Here is a 19,751-nt window from a genome sequence, read left to right on the forward strand (position 1 = left end):
CCCTATATCCGCCCGGAACCTGAGACGGGAGCCGATGCCATGTATCAGCCGCAGACGCAGCCGGGCGAGGGCGAGCCGCTGATCGCGCCCTCGACCACCGACCATCCGCTTTACGACGGCGTCGTGGAAGCCTGCCGGTCGGTCTACGACCCGGAAATCCCGGTCAACATCTACGACCTCGGGCTGATCTACACGATCGCCATCGACGACACGAACGCGGTCCGCATCCTGATGACCCTGACCGCGCCGGGCTGCCCGGTGGCCGGTGAAATGCCTGGCTGGGTCGCCGATGCCGTCAGTGCCATGCCCGGCGTGCGGCAGGTGGACGTGGACATGGTGTTCCAGCCCCCCTGGGGGATGGAGATGATGTCGGACGAGGCGAGGCTGGAGCTCGGCTTCATCTGATGGCCTCCGAGCGGCAGAAGATGCTGGCGGGGCAATCCTACGACCCCGCCGACCCCGAGCTTGCCGCCATGCGGACCCGCGCTCAGACCCTGATGCGCGAGTTCAACCGCACCATCGAGGGCGAGGATGCCGGCATCCTGTCCCGGCTGCTGGGCACCTGGAACGGTGCCGTGATCCGGCCGCCCTTCTACGTCGATTACGGCAGCCACATCCATTTCGGCCCCGGCTGCTTCCTGAACTACGGCTGCGTCTTCCTGGACGTGACCGAGATCCGCCTGGGCGCCCGCGTCCAGATCGGTCCCATGGTGCAGGTCCTGACCGCCGACCACCCGCGCGAGGCCCATCGCCGCGCCGCAAGGGAAGAATGGGGCCGCCCCATCACGATCGGTGACGATGTCTGGATCGGTGCCGCCGCCCTCATCCTGCCCGGCGTCACGATCGGCGCAGGCGCCATCATCGGCGCGGGCACCGTGGTCACGCGCGACGTGGCCGCCCTCGCGACCGTCGCCGGCAATCCCGCGCGTCCTGTCGGAAACCCGCGCCCTCTTTCATAATCCCCCGCATAGGCTTCTTTCTGGCCCAAATACCCATGCGGCGGTGACGAAAGCCTCAGCGCCGGGGCGGCCGCCAGCTTTGCGTCCAGCTTCGGAAACGCCCCCGCCCTTCGCGGGTGCCCGCGGGCGGCTGCCCCTCGGCCCCTGCCTCTGCACTGACGCGCCGGCGATGGACACGCCGCACGGCCGCGTCGATGCGCCGGTCGCGCAGCCGGTTCCACCAGCGCCAGAACAGCGCCAGCAGCAGCCCAAGGATGCCGAGAATAGTCAGCGCCTGCCAGTTCAGCGGCCGCTCGTTCGGACCCGCCACCGGCGTGATTGCGATGGCGTTCGGGAAGATCGTCACCAGGTCGTTGCGCCACCCGTAAGAGGTCACGCTGACCCAGCGCGGATTGTCCGCCGTGGATCTCAGGTCCCCTGCGACGGCATGCAGGTTCGAGCTGTCGTATTTGAAGTAGGGCGGCCAGATCAGCCCGGTATCCTCGTTGCGATAAACCCTCGGCTTGCCGTTCGGGCGCACCGTGTCGATGAAGCGGACATCGCGCGACCCTTGCGCGTTCTCGACCGTGCCGGTCCTGGACGACGCATAGAAGATCCGGTTGCTCCAGTTCAGGTCAGTCAGCTTGTTGTAGGTGTTGGTGATCCGCACTGTTTCGCGCGAGGGCAGCGCGTAATCCAGGAACAGGAACACAGCGACGCCGAACACCACCCCCAGAACGACCTGGACGTTACGCATGAACATGGGACTCTCCTGAGGCTGCGGCGGCTGGGATCATAGACGGGACCATGTGCGGGGGAAACGTCCCTCCGGCATAAACGGCGGTGCGGCACCCACCGTTCCGCTTCGCGCGCCGCCATGCGATAGGGGCGGAAAGACATGAGGCCATGACCGTGACCAGGAACCTGCCGATCGCGTCGCTGATCTACTTCCTCGCGACATTGCTGTTGTCGCTTTATTTCGCCTTCGCCGCCGTGCAGGGCCCGTCCGGTATCCTGCGCCGCGTGCAACTGGAAGCCGAGACCGTCGAGCTGATCGCCGAACGTGACCGGCTGACCGCCGAAGTGGACCGGATGCGCAACCTGACCCGGCGCTTGTCGGACCAGTATCTGGACCTGGAACTTCTGGACCAGCGCGCCCGTGACGTGCTGGGGCTGGTCCGCGCCGACGAACTGATCGTCCGCTGAATCGGCTTGCACCTGCGGAACCGGCCGCCGTAACGTTGGTTCAACGCTGAACTATCCCGTGCCGGAGGATGCAGATGGCCAGAAAGCCGACCGAGACTGCCGCGCCAGCCCCGCCCGCCAATGTCTCGCGCGACGAACTGCTGAAATACTACCGCGACATGCTGCTGATCCGCCGGTTCGAGGAAAAGGCCGGCCAGCTTTACGGCATGGGCCTGATCGGCGGCTTCTGCCACCTGTATATCGGGCAGGAAGCCGTCGTCGTCGGGCTGGAAGCCTCGGCCAAGGAAGGCGACAAGCGCATCACCAGCTACCGCGACCACGGCCACATGCTCGCCTCGGGGATGGAGGCGCGGGGCGTGATGGCGGAACTGACCGGGCGTATCGGCGGCTATTCCAAGGGGAAGGGCGGCTCGATGCACATGTTCAGCCGCGAAAAGCACTTCTACGGCGGCCATGGCATCGTCGGCGCGCAGGTGCCGCTGGGGGCGGGCCTTGCCTTCTCCGACAAGTACAAGGGCAACGACAACGTCACCTTCACCTATTTCGGCGATGGCGCGGCCAACCAGGGCCAGGTCTACGAGACCTACAACATGGCGGAACTGTGGTCCCTGCCGGTCGTCTTCGTGATCGAGAACAACCAGTATGCCATGGGGATGAGCGTCCAGCGATCCACCAAGTCCACCACCTTCTTCGGCCGGGGCGAGGCCTTCGGCATCCCCGGCGAGCAGGTGGACGGCATGGACGTGCTGGCGGTGAAAGCTGCCGGGGGAAAGGCTGTCGCCCACTGCCGTGCCGGGAACGGGCCGTATATCCTCGAGGTGATGACCTACCGCTATCGCGGCCATTCGATGTCCGACCCCGCGAAATACCGCACCCGCGAGGAGGTGCAGAAGATGCGCGAGGAACGTGACGCCATCGAGCACGTCCGCCAGCTTCTGCTGCAGGGCGGCCACGCCTCGGAAGACGATCTCAAGTCCATCGACAAGGAGATCAAGGACATCGTCAACGACTCGGCCGACTTCGCCCGCGAAAGCCCCGAGCCTCCGGTCGAGGAGCTTTGGACCGACATCTATGCCGACGACGTGCCGCAGAAGACGGCCGAAGACGTGAATGTGTGAGGGCTGACGCATGGCAACCGAAATCCTGATGCCCGCCCTGTCCCCCACGATGGAGGAGGGGACTCTGGCCAAATGGCTGGTCAAGGAAGGCGATACGGTGAAATCCGGCGACATCCTGGCCGAGATCGAGACCGACAAGGCCACGATGGAATTCGAGGCGGTCGATGAAGGCACCGTCGGCCGCCTGCTGGTGTCCGAAGGGACGCAAGGCGTGAAGGTGAACACTCCCATCGCCGTGCTGGTGGCCGAGGGCGAATCCGCCGATGCCGCGCCGCAGGGCGGCTCCGACACCTCGGTCCCTCACGCCGTCCAGCCCCCGGCCCAGTCCGGCAAGGGGGAAGCCAGCAAGGACGAAACCGGCGAGGCCCCTGAACGCGCCCCCGCCGCCGCGAAATCGGCGGTCGAGGCGGTGAACACCCCCGAGCCCGACGACTCCCCCGACTGGCCGGAAGGCACCACCGTCAAGCAGATGACCGTCCGCGAGGCGCTGCGCGAGGCCATGGCCGAAGAGATGGACCGCGAGGAGACCGTCTTCCTGATGGGCGAGGAAGTCGGCGAATACCAAGGCGCCTACAAGATCAGCCAGGGGCTGCTGGACAAGTTCGGCCCCCGCCGGGTCGTGGACACGCCCATCTCGGAAATGGGCTTTGCCGGCATCGGTGTCGGCGCGGCCTTCGGGGGCCTGCGCCCCATCGTCGAGTTCATGACCTTCAACTTCGCCATGCAGGCGATGGACCAGATCATCAACTCGGCGGCCAAGACCCTGTATATGTCGGGGGGCCAGATGGGCTGCCCCATCGTCTTCCGCGGCCCGAACGGCGCCGCCGCCCGTGTGGGCGCGCAGCATTCGCAGGACTTCGCCGCCTGGTATGCCGCGATCCCCGGCCTCAAGGTGGTGATGCCCTACACGGCCGCCGACGCCAAGGGGTTGCTGAAGACCGCGATCCGCGACCCGAACCCGGTGATCTTCCTCGAAAACGAGATCCTCTACGGCCGCAGCTTCGACGTGCCGCAGATGGACGACTTCACCGTTCCCTTCGGCAAGGCCCGCGTCGCCCGGAAGGGCAAGGATGTCACCCTCATCAGCTTCGGCATCGGCATGGCTCATTCCTTGGAAGCGGCCGAAAAGCTGGCGGCGGACGGCATCGACGCCGAGGTGCTGGACCTGCGGACCCTGCGCCCGATCGACTATCCGGCGATCCTGAAGTCGGTGCAGAAGACGAACCGCGTGGTGACGGTCGAGGAAGGCTTCCCGGTCGGCGCGATCGGCAACCACCTGTCGGCCTGGATCATGGAAAACGCCTTCGACTGGCTCGACGCCCCGGTGATCAACTGCACCGGCAAGGACGTGCCCATGCCCTATGCGGCGAACCTGGAACGCCTTGCGCTGATCACGGCGGACGAGGTGGTCGAGGCCGTCCGCAAAGTGACCTATCGGTAAGAGGACAGACAGATGGCAACGCAGATCCTGATGCCCGCCCTGTCCCCGACGATGGAGGAAGGGACGCTGGCCAAGTGGCTGGTGAAAGAGGGCGACGAGGTGAAATCCGGCGACATCCTCGCCGAGATCGAGACCGACAAGGCCACGATGGAGTTCGAGGCCGTGGACGAGGGCGTGATCGGCAAGATCATGGTCGCCGAAGGCACCCAAGGGGTGAAGGTCAACACCCCCATCGCCGTGCTGGTCGAGGAAGGCGAAAGCGTGGATGACGCGGTGGGTGCGTCGGCACCTGCCCCAGCGGCTTCCGGCGGCGAGGCCAAGGCACCTGCTGCGGAAGAAAAGGCCGCTGCCGAAAAAGGCTATGGCGGACCGATCGGCGCTCCGGTCGCGGGTCAGGGCGGCGGGGAAAGCGGCACGCAAGCTGCTGCGGCCCCGGCGAAGAGCAAGGGCGAGCGCATCTTCGCCTCGCCCCTCGCCCGCCGCATCGCGGCGGAACGTGGCCTCGACCTGTCGGCCATCACCGGCAGCGGGCCGAAGGGCCGGATCGTCAAGGCGGATGTGGAAAAGGCCCAGCCCGGCGCTGCCAAACCCGCGGCTCAGCCCGCAGCCGCGCAGGCCCCCACGCAACCTGCCGCCGAGGCGCCCAAGCCTGCCGCCGCTGCGCCGCAGGGCATGGGCTACGAAACCGTCAGGAAGATGCTGGACGGCCGCGAGTTCGAGGAGGTCGCGCTGGACGGGATGCGCCGCACCATCGCCGCGCGTTTGTCCGAGGCCAAGCAGACGATCCCGCATTTCTACCTGCGCCGCTCGGCCAAGCTGGATGCGCTGATGGAGTTCCGGGGCACGCTGAACAGCCAGCTCCAGTCGCGGGGCGTCAAGCTTTCGGTCAACGACTTCATCATCAAGGCCTGCGCACTGGCGCTGCAGCAGGTGCCGGATGCCAATGCCGTCTGGGCGGGCGACCGGATCATCAAGCTGAAACCCTCGGACGTGGCGGTGGCCGTCGCCATCGAAGGGGGGCTGTTCACCCCGGTCCTGAAGGACGCCGACAAGAAGACGCTGTCGGCGCTGTCGGCCGAGATGAAGGATCTCGCCAATCGCGCCAAGACCAAGAAGCTCGCGCCGCATGAATACCAAGGCGGCAGCTTCGCCATCTCGAACCTCGGGATGTTCGGGATCGAAAACTTCGACGCCGTGATCAACCCGCCCCATGGCGCGATCCTGGCCGTGGGCGCGGGCATCCAGACCCCGGTGGTCGAGGACGGGGAAATCGTCATCCGCAACATCATGTCGATGACGCTGTCGGTCGATCACCGGGTCATCGACGGGGCGCTGGCAGCACAACTGCTGCAGGCCATCGTCGGGCACCTGGAAAACCCGATCGGGATGCTCGCCTGACCCCCCGCAAGACCGCATTGGAAAAGGGCGCCCCGAAAGGCGCCCTTCTTCTTTCCCAGGTATTTTTTTTCTGGCCCGGATACCGTGAGGAGGCGCAACGCGCCGGGGGGCGAAGCATCCTACTCCGCCGCGGCAGGCGCGGCCCGGTTCAGCCCCAGCCGGCGCCGCAGCCAGCCGCCGACCCGCTCCTGCCCGCCATGCAGCAGAGAGAAAAGCGAAGGCACGAACAGCAGCGACAGCATCGTGGACAAAAGCAGCCCCCCGATCACCGCAATCGCCATGGGGGAACGGAACTCGGACCCCTCGGCGGTCGAGATCGCCGAGGGCAGCATTCCCGCCGCCATGGCGATGGTCGTCATGATGATCGGCCGCGCCCGCTTGTGGACGGCGTCAAGGATCGCCTCGCGCTTGGGCGCCCCCCGCTCCATGGCCTGAACGGCGAACTCGACCAGCATGATCGCGTTCTTGGTCACGATCCCCATCAGCATCAGGAAGCCGATGACCACGGCCATGCCGATGGCGTTGCCGGTGACGAACAGCGCGAGGATCGCGCCGCCGATGGCCAGCGGCAGCGACAGAAGGATGCTTATCGGGGTCACGAAGTTCTGGAACAGCAGCACCAGCACGACATAGACGAACAGCACCCCCGCCCCCATGGCGAAGCCGAAGGCGCCGAAGACCTCGCCCATGATCTCGGCATCGCCCGATGTCTGGAACTCGGTCCCCGGCGGCAGTTCGATCCGGTCCTGCAACGCCTGCACCTGGGCTGCGACCGGCCCCAGCACCGCGCCATCGGCAAGGTTCGCCGACACCGTCGTGCGATAGCGCTGATCATAGCGGGAAATCTGCGTGGCCCCCGCCGACAGCGACACGTCGGCCACCGCCCCCAGCGGCACCTGCCCCACTGACGAGGGCACCCGCAGGTTCCGCAACTGCATCAGATCCTCGCGCGCGGGTTCGTTCAGTCGGACCATGATCGGCACCTGCTCGTCGCCGGCATTGAACTTTGGCAGGTTCGCCTCGGCATCCCCCAGCGTCGCCACCAGCAGGGTCTGCGCCATGGCCGCCGTGGACACCCCAAGCTGCGCCGCGATGTCGGTGCGGGGCGTGATCTGAATCTCGGGCCGCTGCAGCGCCGAGGAGGAGGTGACGCTTTCCAGTTCCGGCATCTGCCGCATCTGCGCCACCAGCAGATCGGCCGCGCGTGCCGCCCCTGCCTCGGTATCGCCCATCACGCTGATGGTCAGGTCGTTGCCGCCCGCCTCGTTCTGGAAGTTCAGGCGCACGTCGGGCGTGTCGGCCAGCAGCAGCTTCAACTGCTCCTCGATCTCGAACTGGCTGCGCTCGCGGCTGGCCTTGGTTCCATAATTGATCATCAACCGCGACTTGGTGGGTTCCGAGGTGCCGCCCATGACAAAGACCGACTGCACCTCGGGGATGACGGCGACGCGGGCGGTCAGGGCGCTCGTGATCCCTTCGTTCTGGTCCACGGTTGATCCGGGGGGCAGTTCGACCTCGATCTGGCTGCGGCCGACATCGCCCGAGGCGATGAACTCGGTCGGCAGCAGGGTCGCCGACCATATCGAGCCCGCGAAGACGCCCACCCCCAGCAGCAGCGTCAGGCCGCGATGCCGCATGGTCCAGGCCAGCACGCCCATCAGCCCCCGCATGGCACGGCCATCGCGCGGCTCTTCGGGGTGGCCGGTGCCGCGGATGAAATAGGCCGACAGCATCGGCGTGATGATCCGTGCCACCAGCAGCGAGAACAGCACCGACACCGCGACAGTCAGGCCGAACTGCTTGAAATACTGCCCCGCGATCCCGCCCATGAAGGCCACCGGCGCAAAGACCGCGACGATGGAAAAGCTGATGGCGATGACGGTCGTGCCGATCTCGTTCGCGGCTTCCTCGGAGGCCTGATAGGGCGACGAGCCCATGTGCATGTGCCGGACAATGTTCTCGATCTCGACGATGGCGTCGTCCACGAGGATGCCCGTCACCAGCGTGATCGCCAGCAGGCTGATCCCGTTCAGGGTGAAGCCGAGCCATTGCATGACGAAGAAGGTCGGGATCACCGACAGCGGCAGCGCGATGGCCGCGATCACCGTCGCTCGCCAGTTGCGCAGGAACAGCAGCACCACGATCACCGCCAGCGCCGCGCCTTCATACAGCGTGTGCATCGCGGTCTCGTAGGACTGTTCGGTATAGGTCGTGGTGTCATCGACCAGCGTGATCGTCAGGTTCGGATAGCGTTCGGCCATCTCGGCCAGCCGCTCCTTGGCATTGTCCCCGGCCATCAGGTCGGATTCGCCGGTCGCCCGATAGACGCCGAAAGCCACCACGGGCTTTCCGTCCAGCAGGGCGAAGCTGCGCTCGTCGCTGGGGCCGTCGGTCACGGTCCCCAACTGGTCCAGCCGCACGGTCTTGCCATCCGCGATGGAAATGGGCGTCGCCGCAAGCTGCGCCACCGTGTCGGCTGAGCCGAGGGTGCGGATGGAATATTCCGTCCCCGCCAGATCGCCGCGCCCGCCGCCGGCGTTCAGGTTCTGCGAGCGCAGCGCGTTCGAAACCTCGGCCGCCGTCAGCTCATGGGCGAGCAGCCGGTCGGGGTCCAGCGCGACCTCGATCTGGCGGTCGGCGCCGCCGATGCGGCTGACCTGCCCGATACCCCGCAGGGTGGTCAATTCGCGGGCGATCACGTCGTCCACGAATTTCGACAAGCCCTCGATGGACCGCGTCGGGTCGCCCACCGCATAGGTCAGGATCGGCATCCCCGTCACGTCAAGGCGGCGGACAAGCGGTTCGGTGATCGACTGCGGCAGGTCGGAACGAACGCTCGCCACCGCGTCCTTGACATCGTTCAGCGCCCGGTCGCTGTCGGTTTCCAGCTCGAACTCGACGGTCAGGCTGGCGGCGCCGTCCGAGGCCGTCGAGGTCACATGGCGCATCCCTTGGATGTTGGATATCTGGTCCTCGATGGGCCGGACGACCTGCGAGATCAGCTCGGTCGGCGCGGCGCCGGGCTGGCCGACCGTGACCTGGATGATCGGCAGGTCGATGTTCGGCATCGCCGTGACCGGCAGCCGCATGAAGCTGACCAGCCCCAGCACCAAGAGCACAAGGAAGATCGCGATGGGCGGGACCGGGTGGCGGATGGACCAGGTGGAGAGGTTCATGGCTGCGCCCCCGCGGGCGCCGCCGTTCCTGCCTCGGCGTCAGGTGCGACGGCCACGGCCAGCGCCACGCTGGGCGGCGCATCGAGACTGTCGGTCGTGACATTCACCCGGTCGCCGGTGGTGAAGAAGGCGCCTGCGCGGGCGATCACCGTTTCGCCGGCCGCAACGCCCGCGCGGATCTCGCGCCTGTCCTGCCACAGAAGGCCCGCGTCGATGGCGCGGGTTTCCACGGTCCCGTCGGTGACGACCTGAACCCGCTCGCCCGAGGCATCGGCAAGGATGGCCGAGGCAGGCACCGTCACCGCCTCGCGCCGTTCGGTGATGATGTCGCCGCTGGCGAAAAGGCCGGTCAGCAGCCGGTCGTCATAATCCAGCCCCACCCGGACAAGGCCCAGCCGCGTCGTCGCATCGACCGCTGCCGGCAACTGGCGCACCCGGCCCTCGACGCGGCCCACGCCCGCGACCTCAAGCTCGACCGGCTGGCCGGGCTGCAGCAAGGGCAGGTCGGTTTCGATCACCTCGCCCTGAAACTCGATCGAGCCATCCGCGATCAGGATGAACATCGGCCCCGCCGCCGCCGAGGCGATGGTGCCCAGTTCGGCGTTGCGGCTGGCCACCCGGCCCTCGACGGGCGAGGTGATGCGGGTGCGGTCCAGGTTCAACTGTGCGATCTCGCGCGCAGCCCGCGCCTGCGCCTCGACCGCCTGCGCAACGGCCAGACCTTCGCGGACGCTCGCCGCCGCCGCGCGGGCCGAAGCTTCCGCCACCACTGCCTGATCCAGAGAGGCCTGCGTGCCGCTGCCGCTTTGCCGCAGCGATTGCGCGCGTTCCAGCGCAGTCACCGCCTGCGTCAGCGCCGCCTCGGCCGAGGAAATCTGGCTTTGCGCTTGGGCGACGCTGGCCACCGCCCGCTGCAATTCGGCGTCGGCCTGCGCCAGTTGCGCCCGCAGGGTAGTGTCGGACAGCCGAACGAGTTCCTGCCCGGCCTCGACCCGGTCGCCCGGCTCGGCGCCGAGCGCGACGATTTCCAGCCCCTCGACCTGCGGATAGACCTGCACCTGCGCCCGCGCGACCAGGGTGCCGGACAGCGGCACCCGGCGCTGCACCTCGGCCGGGGCCGCCGCCGCGATCGTCACCGTCGGCAATGCAGCCTGCACCTGGCCCGCAGCGGGCTGTTCGGGCGGCGCGCCCCCCATCGGCAAGGCTGCGGCAGGAGCCAGCAGGAACAGGGCTGCGATAAGGGAAAGGCGCCGCATGGGTGATGTCTCTCTGGTGCCGGTGGCACATAGGCGCGAGCATATCCTGCGGCAATGGCGGCGTCTGCGGCTGCGGGGGGCAGTGTCTAGATGTTGACCTTGACGCCGGGCAGCCGCAGTTCCGTCAGCAGGTCGCGCAGTTCCTGCCTGGCGGCGATGTTCGACATCGACAGGGCTTGGGTTCCGACGTCGCGCAGATCCAGCAGTGTCAGCCCGCGCGGGAACAGTTCGCGGAAAATCACCCGCTCGGCAAAACCCGCGGCGACGCGGAAGCCGATGCGGCGCGACAGCCGGGTCAGCGCCTCGCCGACCTTGCGCTTGTTGTGCATTTCCGTGGTGCCGAGGCGGTTGCGCAGCACCACCCAGTCGATCGCCCCCGCCCCCGCCTGCCCGCGCAACTGGCGCGCGGACCAGACCATCTCGGCATAGATCGACGGTCCCAGCACCTCGCCCTGCGGCGAGATGCGGGCCAGCAGATCGAAGTCGATGAAGCTGTCGTTCATCGGCGTGACCAGCGTGTCGGCCAGCGTATGCGCCATCTGGCTCAGCTTCGTATGCGAGCCGGGGCAGTCGATCACGATGAAATCATGCTCGGCGTCCAGAGCGGCCACGGCCGGGGAGAGCGGGTCCGTGCCCTCGTCGCGCGACAACTCGCCCAGCGTAGGGCCGGGCAGGTCCAACCCCTCGCCTTCGACAAAGGCCCTGCGGTTTTCCAGATAGCGGGCGAAGCTGCGCTGGCGAACGTCAAGATCCAGCGCGCCGACCCGATGCCCCATCCGCGCCAGCGCGGTTGCGACATGCATCGAGGTCGTGGACTTGCCCGAACCGCCCTTCTCGTTGCCTACGACGATGATATGCGCCACGAATCGCCCCGCTTCAAACCAGCCGCAAGGTAACGGGAGAGCCGCCGCAAGTCATGGTGGCTGGCAGGGGCGGCAGAGCCCGGCCCCCCAAGTCAGCAGCGCACCGCCCATCGGATGAGCCAACGAAACAAATGCAGCCTTGACGGGAACGCCTTTGTGACACGAAGGTTAATAACCGGTTAACGATTTGTGTTTGCGAGTAAGCCGATGTTGCAATCCGTCAAGAACAAGGTTTCTGCACAGTACTGTTCTGTCGCAGCGGTTTCGCTGGGCAGCGGTGGCACTGTCCAGGGCAGGATCGTCGCCGTCTCGCCGGATGGGCGGGTGACACTGGACACGCCGCAGGGCAGCGTGACGGGCCGTCCGGTGGTCCCCGAGACGACGCGGGGCCAAGGGCTTCTTGCCACGATCTTCCGTCTCTGACCTGCGAACGAGAACGCCGCCCCTCGGGGCGGCGTTTTCGTCATTCCGACACGCGGGATCAGAAGCCCAGGCCGGCGTATTTGTTCTTGAACCGGGACACGCGCCCCCCGGTGTCCATCAGCTTGGCCGAGCCGCCGGTCCACGCGGGATGCGAGGTCGGGTCGATGTCCAGGGACATCGTGTCGCCCTCTTTCCCCCAGGTGGAACGGGTCTGGTAAGTCGTGCCATCCGTCATCTTGACGGTGATCATGTGGTATTCGGGATGGGTATCGGCTTTCATGGCGCGCGACCTCAGACGTTCTGGTTGGCGTCGGCCTTGGCGGCCTTCGGCTTGTAGTTGGAGACTTCGGCGATGCGGGCGGATTTGCCGCGGCGATCGCGCAGGTAATACAGCTTGGCGCGGCGGACGCGGCCACGGCGCACGACCTCGATCGAATCGACGTTGGTCGAATACAGCGGGAAGACGCGCTCGACGCCCTCGCCGAAGGAGATCTTGCGGACGGTGAAGGACGCGGCCAGCGTGTCGCCGCCCCTGCGGCTGATGCAGACGCCTTCGTACATCTGCACGCGGGTGCGGGTGCCTTCCGTCACCTTGTAGCCGACGCGGACGGTGTCGCCGGCCTTGAAGTCGGGAATGGTCTTGGCCAGAGCGGCGATCTGCTCGGCTTCCAGTTGGGCGATCAGGTTCATCGCGGGTTCCTTGTCATGGCTCGCGGTGGTCCCGCGATTGGTCTGATGCGCCCGAGAGCTGCGTCCTTTGGTCCGGGTCCATACCGTCACGGTATGCCCGCCACAGGTCGGGGCGGCGTTGCTTTGTCAGCCTTTCGGCCTCGTCCTGCCGCCAACGCGAAATTGCCGCGTGATTTCCCGACAGAAGAACATCTGGAATCGCACGGGCTTCCCATTCGGCGGGCTTCGTATACTGCGGATGCTCAAGCAGGCCGTGGGAAAAGGACTCCTCGGCCAGAGATTCCTGATTCCCCAGCACGCGGGGTATAAGGCGGATCGTCGCGTCGATCAAGACCTGAGCGGCGATCTCTCCGCCGGTCAGGACGTAATCGCCGATGCTGATTTCCGTGACGTCGAAGGCGTCCAGAACGCGCTGGTCCACGCCCTCGAAGCGCCCGCAGATGAGGGTGACGCCGGGGCCTTGCGCCAGACGGCGAGCGATAGCCTGGGTCAGCGGGCGGCCTCGGGGGGAAAGATAGACCACCGGCAGGTCAGGAGCGGCGGCCCTGGCCTCGCGCAGCGCGGCGGCCATGACATCGGCGCGAATGACCATGCCTGCGCCGCCGCCCGCCGGCGTGTCGTCCACGTTGCGGTGCCGCCCGATGCCATGGTCGCGCAACTGGATCGTGCGCAGCGACCACAAGCCCTCGGTCAGCGCGCGGCCGGTCAGCGACAGGCCCAGCGTGCCGGGGAAGGCCTCGGGGAACAGGGTGATGACCTGCGCGGTCCAGGCGCCCGCGAGTTCGGGCGGCGCCATCAGGTCGCGCGGCCGCAGCGAGGGGCGCACCGCGACCCGGCCGTGGGAGCGGGAGGGTGGCTCAGCCATCGCCGCCTCTGACCGGGAACCAGCCGGTTCCCGCCAGCACCGCGCCCGCGGCCGACAACGCCAGAGGGCCGAGGCCGCCCCAGTTGCCCGACCAGCCGAGGCTGCGGCTGACGGCATCGGCGCCGACATACAAAGCCACGCAGCCCAAGGCGGCCAGCGCCGTGACCGCTGCGAGATGAAAGGGCGAGCGCCAGCTTTCCGCAGGCGCGGCCAGCACCAGCCCAAAGACGGCGAGCAGCGCGAACAGCCCCACCGTCCAGCCTCCTCGACTACCCAAACCCGCCAGCACCGGCCCGGTGACGATCAGCGCCCGGCCGATCCACAGACGCAACGAGGCCCTATTCATCCGAACCCGGCGGGTCCGCGACAATGCGCCTTGCGGCCAGATCGACGGTCGGCACCGCCGCTTGCGTGAATGGAATCAGCAGCACGCCCGAGGGGCCGTAAACCTCAAGGATGTCGCCCGCACCGTGGTCGTAGATGGCGCGGACGCGGCCGAGGCTCGCGCCGCCCGTGTCCATCACCTCCAGCCCGATCAGGTCGGCGTGGTAGAACTCGTCGTCCGGCAGCGAGGGCAGCGCCGCGCGGTCAGCCCAGAGCGTCACGCCCTTCAGCGCGTCGGCCTGCTCCTTGGTTTCCACCCCTGACAGACGCGCGCCCAGCCCGCCATTGACAGGCCGGGTCAGCTTGACCGTGAAGCGGCGCCCGCCGTCCTCGCTGGTCAATTCGCCATAGGTGGCGATGTCCTCGGCGACAGTGCAGAAGCTTTTCAGCCGCACCTCGCCGCGCACGCCGAAGGCGCCGGCGATGGCGCCGACGCAGATGCGGTTGGACGGTTCAGCCATGCGGGTGCCCCTTGCCGAACGTCGGACGGGCGGGCGCAAACGCGCGCCCGCCGGTGATCCGTGGATCAGGGCGACTCGGTGCCGCTGGTCGATTCCGAGGCGTCCAGCGCGGTCTCGTCGGTCGCGGCGGGCGCATTTGCAGCCTCGGCGGCGGCGGCTTCGCGGGCGGCGCGCTTCTCGGCGCGGTCCTTGGCGGCCTTGCCCGGCTCGCCCTTCTTGAGGTTGGCGCGCTCGGTCTTTTCCTTCACGCCGGCGGCTTCCAGGAAGCGGGCCACGCGGTCGGTCGGCTGGGCGCCCTGGGACAGCCAGTGCTGCACGCGCTCGACATCCATCTTGATCCGGTCTTCCGAATCCTTGGGCAGCAGCGGGTTGTAGGTGCCCAGCTTCTCCAGGAAGCGGCCGTCGCGCGGCATGCGCGAGTCGGTGGCGACGATGGCATAATGGGGACGCTTCTTGGACCCGCCGCGGGCGAGCCGGATCTTCATGGCCATAGGTTCATCTCCTTGATATGGCGTTTTATTTCTGGAACTGCTCGTGATGCCGGATGACCTCCGAGATCACGAAATTGAGGAACTTGCGGGCGAAGGCGGGGTCCAGATCCGCCTCGGCCGCCAGCCGTTCGAGCCGGGCGATCTGGGCGGCCTCGCGCGCGGGGTCCGAGGGCGGCAGGTCGTGCTGCGCCTTCAGCCGCCCGACGGACTGGGTGTGCTTGAACCGCTCGGCCAGGGTGAAGACCAGCACGGCGTCCAGCCGGTCGATGCTGGCGCGATGGTCGGCCAGCAGCTCGGCGGCGCGGGCGGAAAGGTCGGTCATGGGGCAAAACCGGGCAGTGCATCCGATGCACGGACCATGCACAGGCGATGCACGGACGGTATGAACCGCCCGGTCCCAGTCACCGGGATGCCGGTCAGCGCCGTCATTTCTTGCCGAACAGCCCCGAAAGCCCGCCGGGCAGGTTCATCCCGCCCAACTGGCCGCCAAGGCCCTTCTGGTCCTGCAGCATCTTCGTGGCCTCGGCCATCTTGGCCGGATCGACGTCGCCCAGATCGGGCAGCCCGCCGCCCTTGCCGGACATGGCGCGCATGGCCTGCTTCATCATCGCGCCCTTGCCCATCTTGCTGACCTTCTTCATCGTGTCGGCCATCTGGCGCTGCATCTTCAGCAGCTTGTTCAGTTCCGCCACCTCCATCCCCGCGCCCGCGGCGATCCGCTTCTTGCGGCTGGCCTGCAGCAGATCGGGGTTGGCGCGTTCCTTCTTGGTCATCGAATTGATCAGCGCGACCTGGCGGCGCAGCATGGTGTCGTCGATGCCCGCGGTTTCGGCCTGCTTCGCCATCTTCCCCATGCCCGGCATCATGCCCATGATGGACTGCATCCCGCCCATCTTCTGCATCTGCTCAAGCTGGTTCCTCAGGTCGTTCATGTTGAACAGGCCCTTGGCAAAGCGCTTCATCATGCGCTCTGCCTGCTCGACCTCCAGCACCTGCTGGGCCTTCTCGACCAGGGCCACGATGTCGCCCATGCCGAGGATGCGGCCCGCGACACGTTCCGCGTCGAAGCTTTCCAGCGCGTCCATCTTTTCGCCGACGCCGACGAAGCGGATGGGCTTGCCGGTGATCTGGCGCATCGACAGCGCAGCACCGCCGCGCCCGTCGCCGTCCATCCGGGTCAGGACCACGCCCGAGACGCCGAGCTTGGCGTCGAACTCGGTCGCGACGTTCACGGCGTCCTGGCCGGTCAGGCCATCGACGACCAGCAGCGTCTCGCGCGGGTTCGCCACGTCGCGGACGGCCTGCACCTCGTCCATCAGCACGTCGTCGATGTGCAGGCGGCCCGCGGTGTCGAGCATGTAGACGTCATAGCCGCCCAGCGTCGCCTGCTGTTTCGCGCGCTTGGCGATCTGGACCGCGTTCTCGCCCTTGATGATCGGCAGGGTATCGACGCCGACCTGGCTGCCGAGGATCGCCAACTGCTCCATCGCCGCGGGTCGGTTGGTGTCCAGCGAAGCCATCAGGACGCGCTTCTTCTCGCGGTCCTTGAGCCGTTTCGCCAGCTTGGCAGTGGTGGTGGTCTTGCCGGACCCCTGCAAGCCGACCATCAGGATCGGCGCAGGGGGCACGTCGATCTTCAGCGTCTCGGGCGCATCCTCGCCCTGCAGGGTGCGGATCAGCTCGTCATGGACGATCTTGACGACCTGCTGGCCGGGGCTGACCGACTTGGTGACATTGGCGCCCGTGGCCTTCTGCGTGACAGCGCGGACGAAGCTGCGCACCACCGGCAGCGAGACGTCGGCGTCCAGCAGCGCCTGGCGTACCTCGCGCATGGCGGCGGTGACGTCATCCTCGGACAGCGCGCCCTGCCTGGTCAGGCGGTCGAAGACTCCGCCGAGGCGGTCTGACAGGCTCTCGAACATCGGCGGCCTCCGTGGCAGCGACGAAAACAGGACGGCCCCCGTGGGCGCAACGCGCTGACGGGGGTCGATCCCCGCGCAAGATCGGGGACCGGAAGGCAGAGCTTCCGGGCGTGGAACCCCGTTACGCCAGACAAGCGCCCGAGTCAACCGCCGGGCTGGAAAGCCGACCGGCAGCACCTTGCCGATGCGGCGCTTCCTCGTGCGACAGAATCATGACAATCTGTTAACGATAAAATGTTTGTTCTGTTAACGATGGGATCGGGTTTGCACATGGCGTGGCCGAATGTGACTGTGAATGGCGCGGCGGCTTGGGGGGCCGGTTCGTCGCGGCTCCATGCGCCCCTGCTGACGGCGGCCTATGGGATCTGGGCGGTGCTTCTGTGCCTGCACCTGCTGCAGACGCTGTCCGGACCCTGGCCTGCGCCCCTGCCCCGCCTTCTGGACCCGAACGAGGAAAGCAGCCTTTACACCTGGTTCTCGGTGCTGGCGCTGGGGGTTGCGGGGCTTCTGATGCTGGACCTCGGGCTTCGCACCCCGCCGTCCGACCGCATCCTGCGCTGGGGCTGGATCGGCGTCGGGCTGGCGGTGCTGGCGGTGTCGGCCGACGAGCTGCTGATGATCCACGAGGCCGTCGCCGTGCGGCTGCATGACCATTTCCAATGGGGCGGTTTTCTCAGGTTCGCCTGGGTGGTCCCGGCGATCGCGGTGGTCGCGCTGGGCGGGTTGCTGGTGCTGCCGTTCCTTGGACGGCTGCCCGCATCGACCCGCCGGTGGATGATCGCCGCAGGCGTCGTCTTTGTCGCGGGCGCGGTCGGGATCGAGATGATCGGCGGCAAGCTGTGGGACGACGGGCTTGAGGACAGCATCTCCTACGCGCTGGTCAGCGGCGCCGAGGAGGCTTTCGAGGGTCTGGGCGTCCTGATCCTGCTGGGCGGGATTCTGCGATATCGGCAGATGACCGGGGTCTCCTGACCCGCGGCTTTTGCCGAAGGGGGCGGTCATGGTAAGCCCGGACGAACATCAAGGGACCGACCATGACCCAAGCCATCAGCCGCTTCGACATTCCCAACCTGCGCAGCCTTCCGCCCGACATTCAGGAGATGATCCGCGCCGTGCAGGAGAAGTCGGGCTTCGTGCCCAACATCTTCCTTGCGCTGGCCCATCGCCCGGCCGAGTTCCGCGCCTTCTTCGCCTATCACGACGCGCTGATGGAAAAGGACGAGGGGCTGTCGAAGGCCGAGCGCGAGATGATCGTGGTTGCCACCTCGGGGCTGAACCGCTGCCAGTATTGCGTGGTGGCCCATGGGGCGATCCTGCGCATCCGGGCGCGTGACCCGATGATCGCGGACAAGGTTGCGATCAACTGGCGCAAGGCGGGCCTGAGCGAGCGGCACTATGCCATGCTGTATTACGCTGAACTTGTGGCGACGGATGCCGACAATATCACCCAGGACGATTACGAGGACATGATCGAGGCGGGCTTCACCCCCGACGAGATCTGGGACATCGGCGCGATCACCGCCTTCTTCGGGATGTCGAACCGGCTGGTGAACATGGCCGACATCCCCCCGAACGACGAGTTCTTCCTGCTGGGGCGGCTGCCGAAGCAGGGCTGAATCTTACGGCTTCAGCGCCAGCCCGCGCGCGGCCGCATCGCGGATCGCGGTGGCATAGGTGGTGACGTCGATGGCGGTCGCGACAAAGCGGGCGCCGTCGGCCACGGCGTTCCGCGCATTCGCCTCGTCGGTCCAGAGGATGCCGGGCGCCTTGCCCGAAGCAGCGATCACCCGGAGCGCGGCGCGGACCGCCTGCTGCACCTCGGGGTGGTCCAACTGGCCCGGAAAGCCCATGTCGGCGGCAAGGTCCGAGGGGCCGATAAAGACGCCGTCCACGCCCTCGACTGTCAGGATCCCGTCCAGGGCGGCAAGGCCCGCGCGGGTTTCCACCTGCACCCCCAGCCAGATCTGCGCATCCGCCGTGGCAAGGTAGTCCGGGATCGCGGAAAAGCCCGAGGCCCGCGCCAGCGCCGCCCCCACCCCGCGGTTGCCGTTCGGCGCATAACGGGTGGCGCGGACCAGTTGCACGGCCTGCGCGGCGCTTTCGACCATGGGGATCAGCAGCGACTGAGCGCCGATGTCGAGCGCCTGCTTGATCGCCCAGGTCTCTCCCATCGGCAGGCGCACCACGGGGGCGCTGCCGGACGCCTCGACCACCCGCAGTTGCGCGAGGATCGAGCGGAGGTCGTTCGGCGCGTGTTCCCCGTCGATCAGCAGCCAGTCGAAGCCGGCGGTGGCGGTGATCTCGGCGGCATAGGCGTCGGCCAGCCCGACCCAGGCGCCGATCAGGGTCTCTCCGGCCGCAAGGCGGGATTTGAAGCGGTTCTCGGGGGCGGGCATGTGCAGGCTCCGGTCTGTGCGGGGGCAGAGTGGGGAAGGCGCGGCGCTTGTGCAAGCGGGTGGCCGGGGCGGCCGGGCGGCGCGGGGTTCACGCGCAAGTGATGGCAACAAATGTGAGCGTGCAGAGTTGGTCGGCACTATCCTGTAACACCTGTAACAATCCATCCCAGGAGACAGCCCGATGACCTTCGCAAGAACTTCCGCCGCTGCCGCCCTTTTCGCCCTTGGTGCAAGCGTGGCCTTTGCCCAGACCGCCCCGGCGACCGTTGTCGATGTCGCGGTAGGGTCGCCCGATCACACCACGCTGGTGCAGGCCGTGACCGCTGCCGGACTTGCCGAGACGCTGCAGGGCGCCGGTCCCTTCACCGTCTTCGCGCCGACGAACGCGGCCTTCGCGGCGCTGCCCGCGGGCGCGCTGGATGACCTGCTCAAGCCCGAGAACAAGGACCAGCTTGTTGCCGTGCTGGGCTGCCACGTCGTCGAGGCCAAGGCCATGGCCGCCGACGTGGCGCAGATGATCGCCAACGGGAACGGCACGGCCACGGTCCCCGCGCTGGGCGGCTGCAGCCTGACGGCCACGGAATCGGGCGGCACCGTGACGATTGCCAGCCCCGGCGGCACTTCGGCCACCGTGGCGACGGCCGACCTTGAGGCCGGGAACGGCGTCGTCCATGTCATCGACGGGGTGCTGCTGCCGGCCTCGTGACCGGAACTTCCGCTGTC

Annotated in this window: 22 protein-coding genes; 9 read left to right on the forward strand and 13 right to left on the reverse strand. The window is 67.4% G+C overall.

Annotation, left to right across the window (positions count from 1 at the left end; genetic code table 11):
• Positions 1 to 39 precede the first annotated feature (39 nt).
• The gene (locus H5395_RS02305; RefSeq protein WP_182790924.1) at positions 40 to 405 is read left to right on the forward strand and encodes an SUF system Fe-S cluster assembly protein; all 366 of its coding nucleotides are present in this window, start codon (positions 40 to 42) and stop codon (positions 403 to 405) included.
• On the forward strand, positions 405 to 959 hold the full coding sequence (locus H5395_RS02310) for a sugar O-acetyltransferase (RefSeq protein ID WP_182790925.1): 555 nt from the start codon (positions 405 to 407) through the stop codon (positions 957 to 959). The genes H5395_RS02305 and H5395_RS02310 overlap by 1 nt, the downstream gene beginning before the upstream one ends.
• Positions 960 to 1,014: 55 nt before the next feature.
• Here H5395_RS02310 and H5395_RS02315 read toward each other — a convergent pair whose 3' ends face one another.
• Positions 1,015 to 1,701 carry a DUF1523 family protein gene (locus tag H5395_RS02315; RefSeq protein ID WP_255440471.1) on the reverse strand — a complete coding sequence of 229 codons (687 nt, stop codon included), beginning with the start codon at positions 1,699 to 1,701 and terminating at the stop codon, positions 1,015 to 1,017.
• Between the two features lie 143 nt (positions 1,702 to 1,844).
• On the opposite strand from H5395_RS02315, the gene H5395_RS02320 reads away from it, so the two are divergent.
• The 4 genes from H5395_RS02320 to H5395_RS02335 all read left to right on the forward strand — a co-directional run bounded on the left by H5395_RS02320 (position 1,845) and on the right by H5395_RS02335 (position 6,101).
• On the forward strand, positions 1,845 to 2,144 hold the full coding sequence (locus H5395_RS02320) for a septum formation initiator family protein (RefSeq protein ID WP_182790926.1): 300 nt from the start codon (positions 1,845 to 1,847) through the stop codon (positions 2,142 to 2,144).
• Positions 2,145 to 2,218: 74 nt separating this feature from the next.
• Complete coding sequence (gene pdhA, locus H5395_RS02325) at positions 2,219 to 3,262, forward strand: pyruvate dehydrogenase (acetyl-transferring) E1 component subunit alpha (RefSeq protein ID WP_182790927.1); 1,044 nt, start codon at positions 2,219 to 2,221, stop codon at positions 3,260 to 3,262.
• Between the two features lie 10 nt (positions 3,263 to 3,272).
• The gene (locus tag H5395_RS02330) at positions 3,273 to 4,703 is read left to right on the forward strand and encodes a pyruvate dehydrogenase complex E1 component subunit beta (protein WP_182790928.1); all 1,431 of its coding nucleotides are present in this window, start codon (positions 3,273 to 3,275) and stop codon (positions 4,701 to 4,703) included.
• 12 nt (positions 4,704 to 4,715) lie between these two features.
• Complete coding sequence (locus H5395_RS02335; protein ID WP_182790929.1) at positions 4,716 to 6,101, forward strand: pyruvate dehydrogenase complex dihydrolipoamide acetyltransferase; 1,386 nt, start codon at positions 4,716 to 4,718, stop codon at positions 6,099 to 6,101.
• Positions 6,102 to 6,220: 119 nt separating this feature from the next.
• Here the strand turns inward: H5395_RS02335 and H5395_RS02340 are convergent, their stop codons facing one another.
• The 11 genes from H5395_RS02340 to ffh form a co-directional block, all read right to left on the reverse strand.
• Positions 6,221 to 9,277: an efflux RND transporter permease subunit gene (locus tag H5395_RS02340; protein ID WP_182790930.1), complete on the reverse strand. Its 3,057-nt coding sequence runs from the start codon at positions 9,275 to 9,277 to the stop codon at positions 6,221 to 6,223.
• The gene (locus H5395_RS02345) at positions 9,274 to 10,533 is read right to left on the reverse strand and encodes an efflux RND transporter periplasmic adaptor subunit (protein ID WP_182790931.1); all 1,260 of its coding nucleotides are present in this window, start codon (positions 10,531 to 10,533) and stop codon (positions 9,274 to 9,276) included. Before H5395_RS02345 ends, H5395_RS02340 begins: the two co-directional genes overlap by 4 nt.
• Before the next feature lie 86 nt (positions 10,534 to 10,619).
• Entirely contained in the window at positions 10,620 to 11,396 is a 777-nt protein-coding gene (locus H5395_RS02350; RefSeq protein WP_182790932.1) for a division plane positioning ATPase MipZ, read from the reverse strand.
• A 481-nt stretch (positions 11,397 to 11,877) separates the two neighbouring features.
• Positions 11,878 to 12,099 (reverse strand): 50S ribosomal protein L31, encoded by a 222-nt coding sequence (gene rpmE, locus H5395_RS02355; protein WP_090752488.1) that lies wholly within the window; start codon positions 12,097 to 12,099, stop codon positions 11,878 to 11,880.
• A gap of 11 nt (positions 12,100 to 12,110) precedes the next feature.
• Positions 12,111 to 12,509, reverse strand: coding sequence for a 50S ribosomal protein L19 (gene rplS, locus H5395_RS02360; RefSeq protein WP_182790933.1), 399 nt, complete (start codon positions 12,507 to 12,509; stop codon positions 12,111 to 12,113).
• 13 nt (positions 12,510 to 12,522) lie between these two features.
• Positions 12,523 to 13,374, reverse strand: a complete 852-nt coding sequence (gene trmD, locus H5395_RS02365) for a tRNA (guanosine(37)-N1)-methyltransferase TrmD (RefSeq protein ID WP_182790934.1) — start codon at positions 13,372 to 13,374, stop codon at positions 12,523 to 12,525.
• Entirely contained in the window at positions 13,367 to 13,720 is a 354-nt protein-coding gene (locus H5395_RS02370) for a hypothetical protein (RefSeq protein WP_182790935.1), read from the reverse strand. The genes trmD and H5395_RS02370 overlap by 8 nt, the downstream gene beginning before the upstream one ends.
• On the reverse strand, positions 13,713 to 14,219 hold the full coding sequence (rimM, locus tag H5395_RS02375; RefSeq protein ID WP_182790936.1) for a ribosome maturation factor RimM: 507 nt from the start codon (positions 14,217 to 14,219) through the stop codon (positions 13,713 to 13,715). Before rimM ends, H5395_RS02370 begins: the two co-directional genes overlap by 8 nt.
• A gap of 65 nt (positions 14,220 to 14,284) precedes the next feature.
• Entirely contained in the window at positions 14,285 to 14,710 is a 426-nt protein-coding gene (gene rpsP / locus H5395_RS02380) for a 30S ribosomal protein S16 (protein WP_182790937.1), read from the reverse strand.
• A 25-nt stretch (positions 14,711 to 14,735) separates the two neighbouring features.
• Positions 14,736 to 15,032, reverse strand: coding sequence for a chorismate mutase (locus H5395_RS02385; protein ID WP_182790938.1), 297 nt, complete (start codon positions 15,030 to 15,032; stop codon positions 14,736 to 14,738).
• A 103-nt stretch (positions 15,033 to 15,135) separates the two neighbouring features.
• Complete coding sequence (ffh, locus tag H5395_RS02390) at positions 15,136 to 16,632, reverse strand: signal recognition particle protein (protein WP_182790939.1); 1,497 nt, start codon at positions 16,630 to 16,632, stop codon at positions 15,136 to 15,138.
• 270 nt (positions 16,633 to 16,902) lie between these two features.
• Between ffh and H5395_RS02395 the strand changes: the two genes are divergently transcribed.
• Both H5395_RS02395 and H5395_RS02400 read left to right on the forward strand, forming a co-directional pair.
• Positions 16,903 to 17,604: a hypothetical protein gene (locus H5395_RS02395; RefSeq protein WP_182790940.1), complete on the forward strand. Its 702-nt coding sequence runs from the start codon at positions 16,903 to 16,905 to the stop codon at positions 17,602 to 17,604.
• Between the two features lie 62 nt (positions 17,605 to 17,666).
• Positions 17,667 to 18,248 carry a peroxidase-related enzyme gene (locus H5395_RS02400; RefSeq protein WP_182790941.1) on the forward strand — a complete coding sequence of 194 codons (582 nt, stop codon included), beginning with the start codon at positions 17,667 to 17,669 and terminating at the stop codon, positions 18,246 to 18,248.
• A 3-nt stretch (positions 18,249 to 18,251) separates the two neighbouring features.
• On the opposite strand, the gene H5395_RS02405 is transcribed toward H5395_RS02400, so the two are convergent.
• The gene (locus H5395_RS02405; protein WP_182790942.1) at positions 18,252 to 19,028 is read right to left on the reverse strand and encodes an HpcH/HpaI aldolase/citrate lyase family protein; all 777 of its coding nucleotides are present in this window, start codon (positions 19,026 to 19,028) and stop codon (positions 18,252 to 18,254) included.
• A gap of 181 nt (positions 19,029 to 19,209) precedes the next feature.
• Here H5395_RS02405 and H5395_RS02410 point away from each other — a divergent pair, with 181 nt between their 5' ends.
• Complete coding sequence (locus H5395_RS02410) at positions 19,210 to 19,734, forward strand: fasciclin domain-containing protein (RefSeq protein WP_182790943.1); 525 nt, start codon at positions 19,210 to 19,212, stop codon at positions 19,732 to 19,734.
• The last annotated feature ends 17 nt before the right edge of the window (positions 19,735 to 19,751 follow it).

Origin of the sequence: Paracoccus sp. MC1854 (assembly GCF_014164635.1) — a bacterium.
In the GTDB taxonomy this organism is placed as follows: Bacteria; Pseudomonadota; Alphaproteobacteria; order Rhodobacterales; family Rhodobacteraceae; genus Paracoccus.

Bases quoted from the DNA above. Each gene is read 5' to 3' on its own strand.
- H5395_RS02305 (WP_182790924.1), top strand. From the start codon at position 40: ATGTATCAGCCGCAGACGCAGCCGGGCGAGGGCGAGCCGCTGATCGCG.
- H5395_RS02310 (WP_182790925.1), top strand. From the start codon at position 405: ATGGCCTCCGAGCGGCAGAAGATGCTGGCGGGGCAATCCTACGACCCC.
- H5395_RS02315 (WP_255440471.1), bottom strand. From the start codon at position 1,701: ATGTTCATGCGTAACGTCCAGGTCGTTCTGGGGGTGGTGTTCGGCGTC.
- H5395_RS02320 (WP_182790926.1), top strand. From the start codon at position 1,845: ATGACCGTGACCAGGAACCTGCCGATCGCGTCGCTGATCTACTTCCTC.
- pdhA (WP_182790927.1), top strand. From the start codon at position 2,219: ATGGCCAGAAAGCCGACCGAGACTGCCGCGCCAGCCCCGCCCGCCAAT.
- H5395_RS02330 (WP_182790928.1), top strand. From the start codon at position 3,273: ATGGCAACCGAAATCCTGATGCCCGCCCTGTCCCCCACGATGGAGGAG.
- H5395_RS02335 (WP_182790929.1), top strand. From the start codon at position 4,716: ATGGCAACGCAGATCCTGATGCCCGCCCTGTCCCCGACGATGGAGGAA.
- H5395_RS02340 (WP_182790930.1), bottom strand. From the start codon at position 9,277: ATGAACCTCTCCACCTGGTCCATCCGCCACCCGGTCCCGCCCATCGCG.
- H5395_RS02345 (WP_182790931.1), bottom strand. From the start codon at position 10,533: ATGCGGCGCCTTTCCCTTATCGCAGCCCTGTTCCTGCTGGCTCCTGCC.
- rpmE (WP_090752488.1), bottom strand. From the start codon at position 12,099: ATGAAAGCCGATACCCATCCCGAATACCACATGATCACCGTCAAGATG.
- rplS (WP_182790933.1), bottom strand. From the start codon at position 12,509: ATGAACCTGATCGCCCAACTGGAAGCCGAGCAGATCGCCGCTCTGGCC.
- trmD (WP_182790934.1), bottom strand. From the start codon at position 13,374: ATGGCTGAGCCACCCTCCCGCTCCCACGGCCGGGTCGCGGTGCGCCCC.
- H5395_RS02370 (WP_182790935.1), bottom strand. From the start codon at position 13,720: ATGAATAGGGCCTCGTTGCGTCTGTGGATCGGCCGGGCGCTGATCGTC.
- rimM (WP_182790936.1), bottom strand. From the start codon at position 14,219: ATGGCTGAACCGTCCAACCGCATCTGCGTCGGCGCCATCGCCGGCGCC.
- rpsP (WP_182790937.1), bottom strand. From the start codon at position 14,710: ATGGCCATGAAGATCCGGCTCGCCCGCGGCGGGTCCAAGAAGCGTCCC.
- H5395_RS02385 (WP_182790938.1), bottom strand. From the start codon at position 15,032: ATGACCGACCTTTCCGCCCGCGCCGCCGAGCTGCTGGCCGACCATCGC.
- ffh (WP_182790939.1), bottom strand. From the start codon at position 16,632: ATGTTCGAGAGCCTGTCAGACCGCCTCGGCGGAGTCTTCGACCGCCTG.
- H5395_RS02395 (WP_182790940.1), top strand. From the start codon at position 16,903: ATGGCGTGGCCGAATGTGACTGTGAATGGCGCGGCGGCTTGGGGGGCC.
- H5395_RS02400 (WP_182790941.1), top strand. From the start codon at position 17,667: ATGACCCAAGCCATCAGCCGCTTCGACATTCCCAACCTGCGCAGCCTT.
- H5395_RS02405 (WP_182790942.1), bottom strand. From the start codon at position 19,028: ATGCCCGCCCCCGAGAACCGCTTCAAATCCCGCCTTGCGGCCGGAGAG.
- H5395_RS02410 (WP_182790943.1), top strand. From the start codon at position 19,210: ATGACCTTCGCAAGAACTTCCGCCGCTGCCGCCCTTTTCGCCCTTGGT.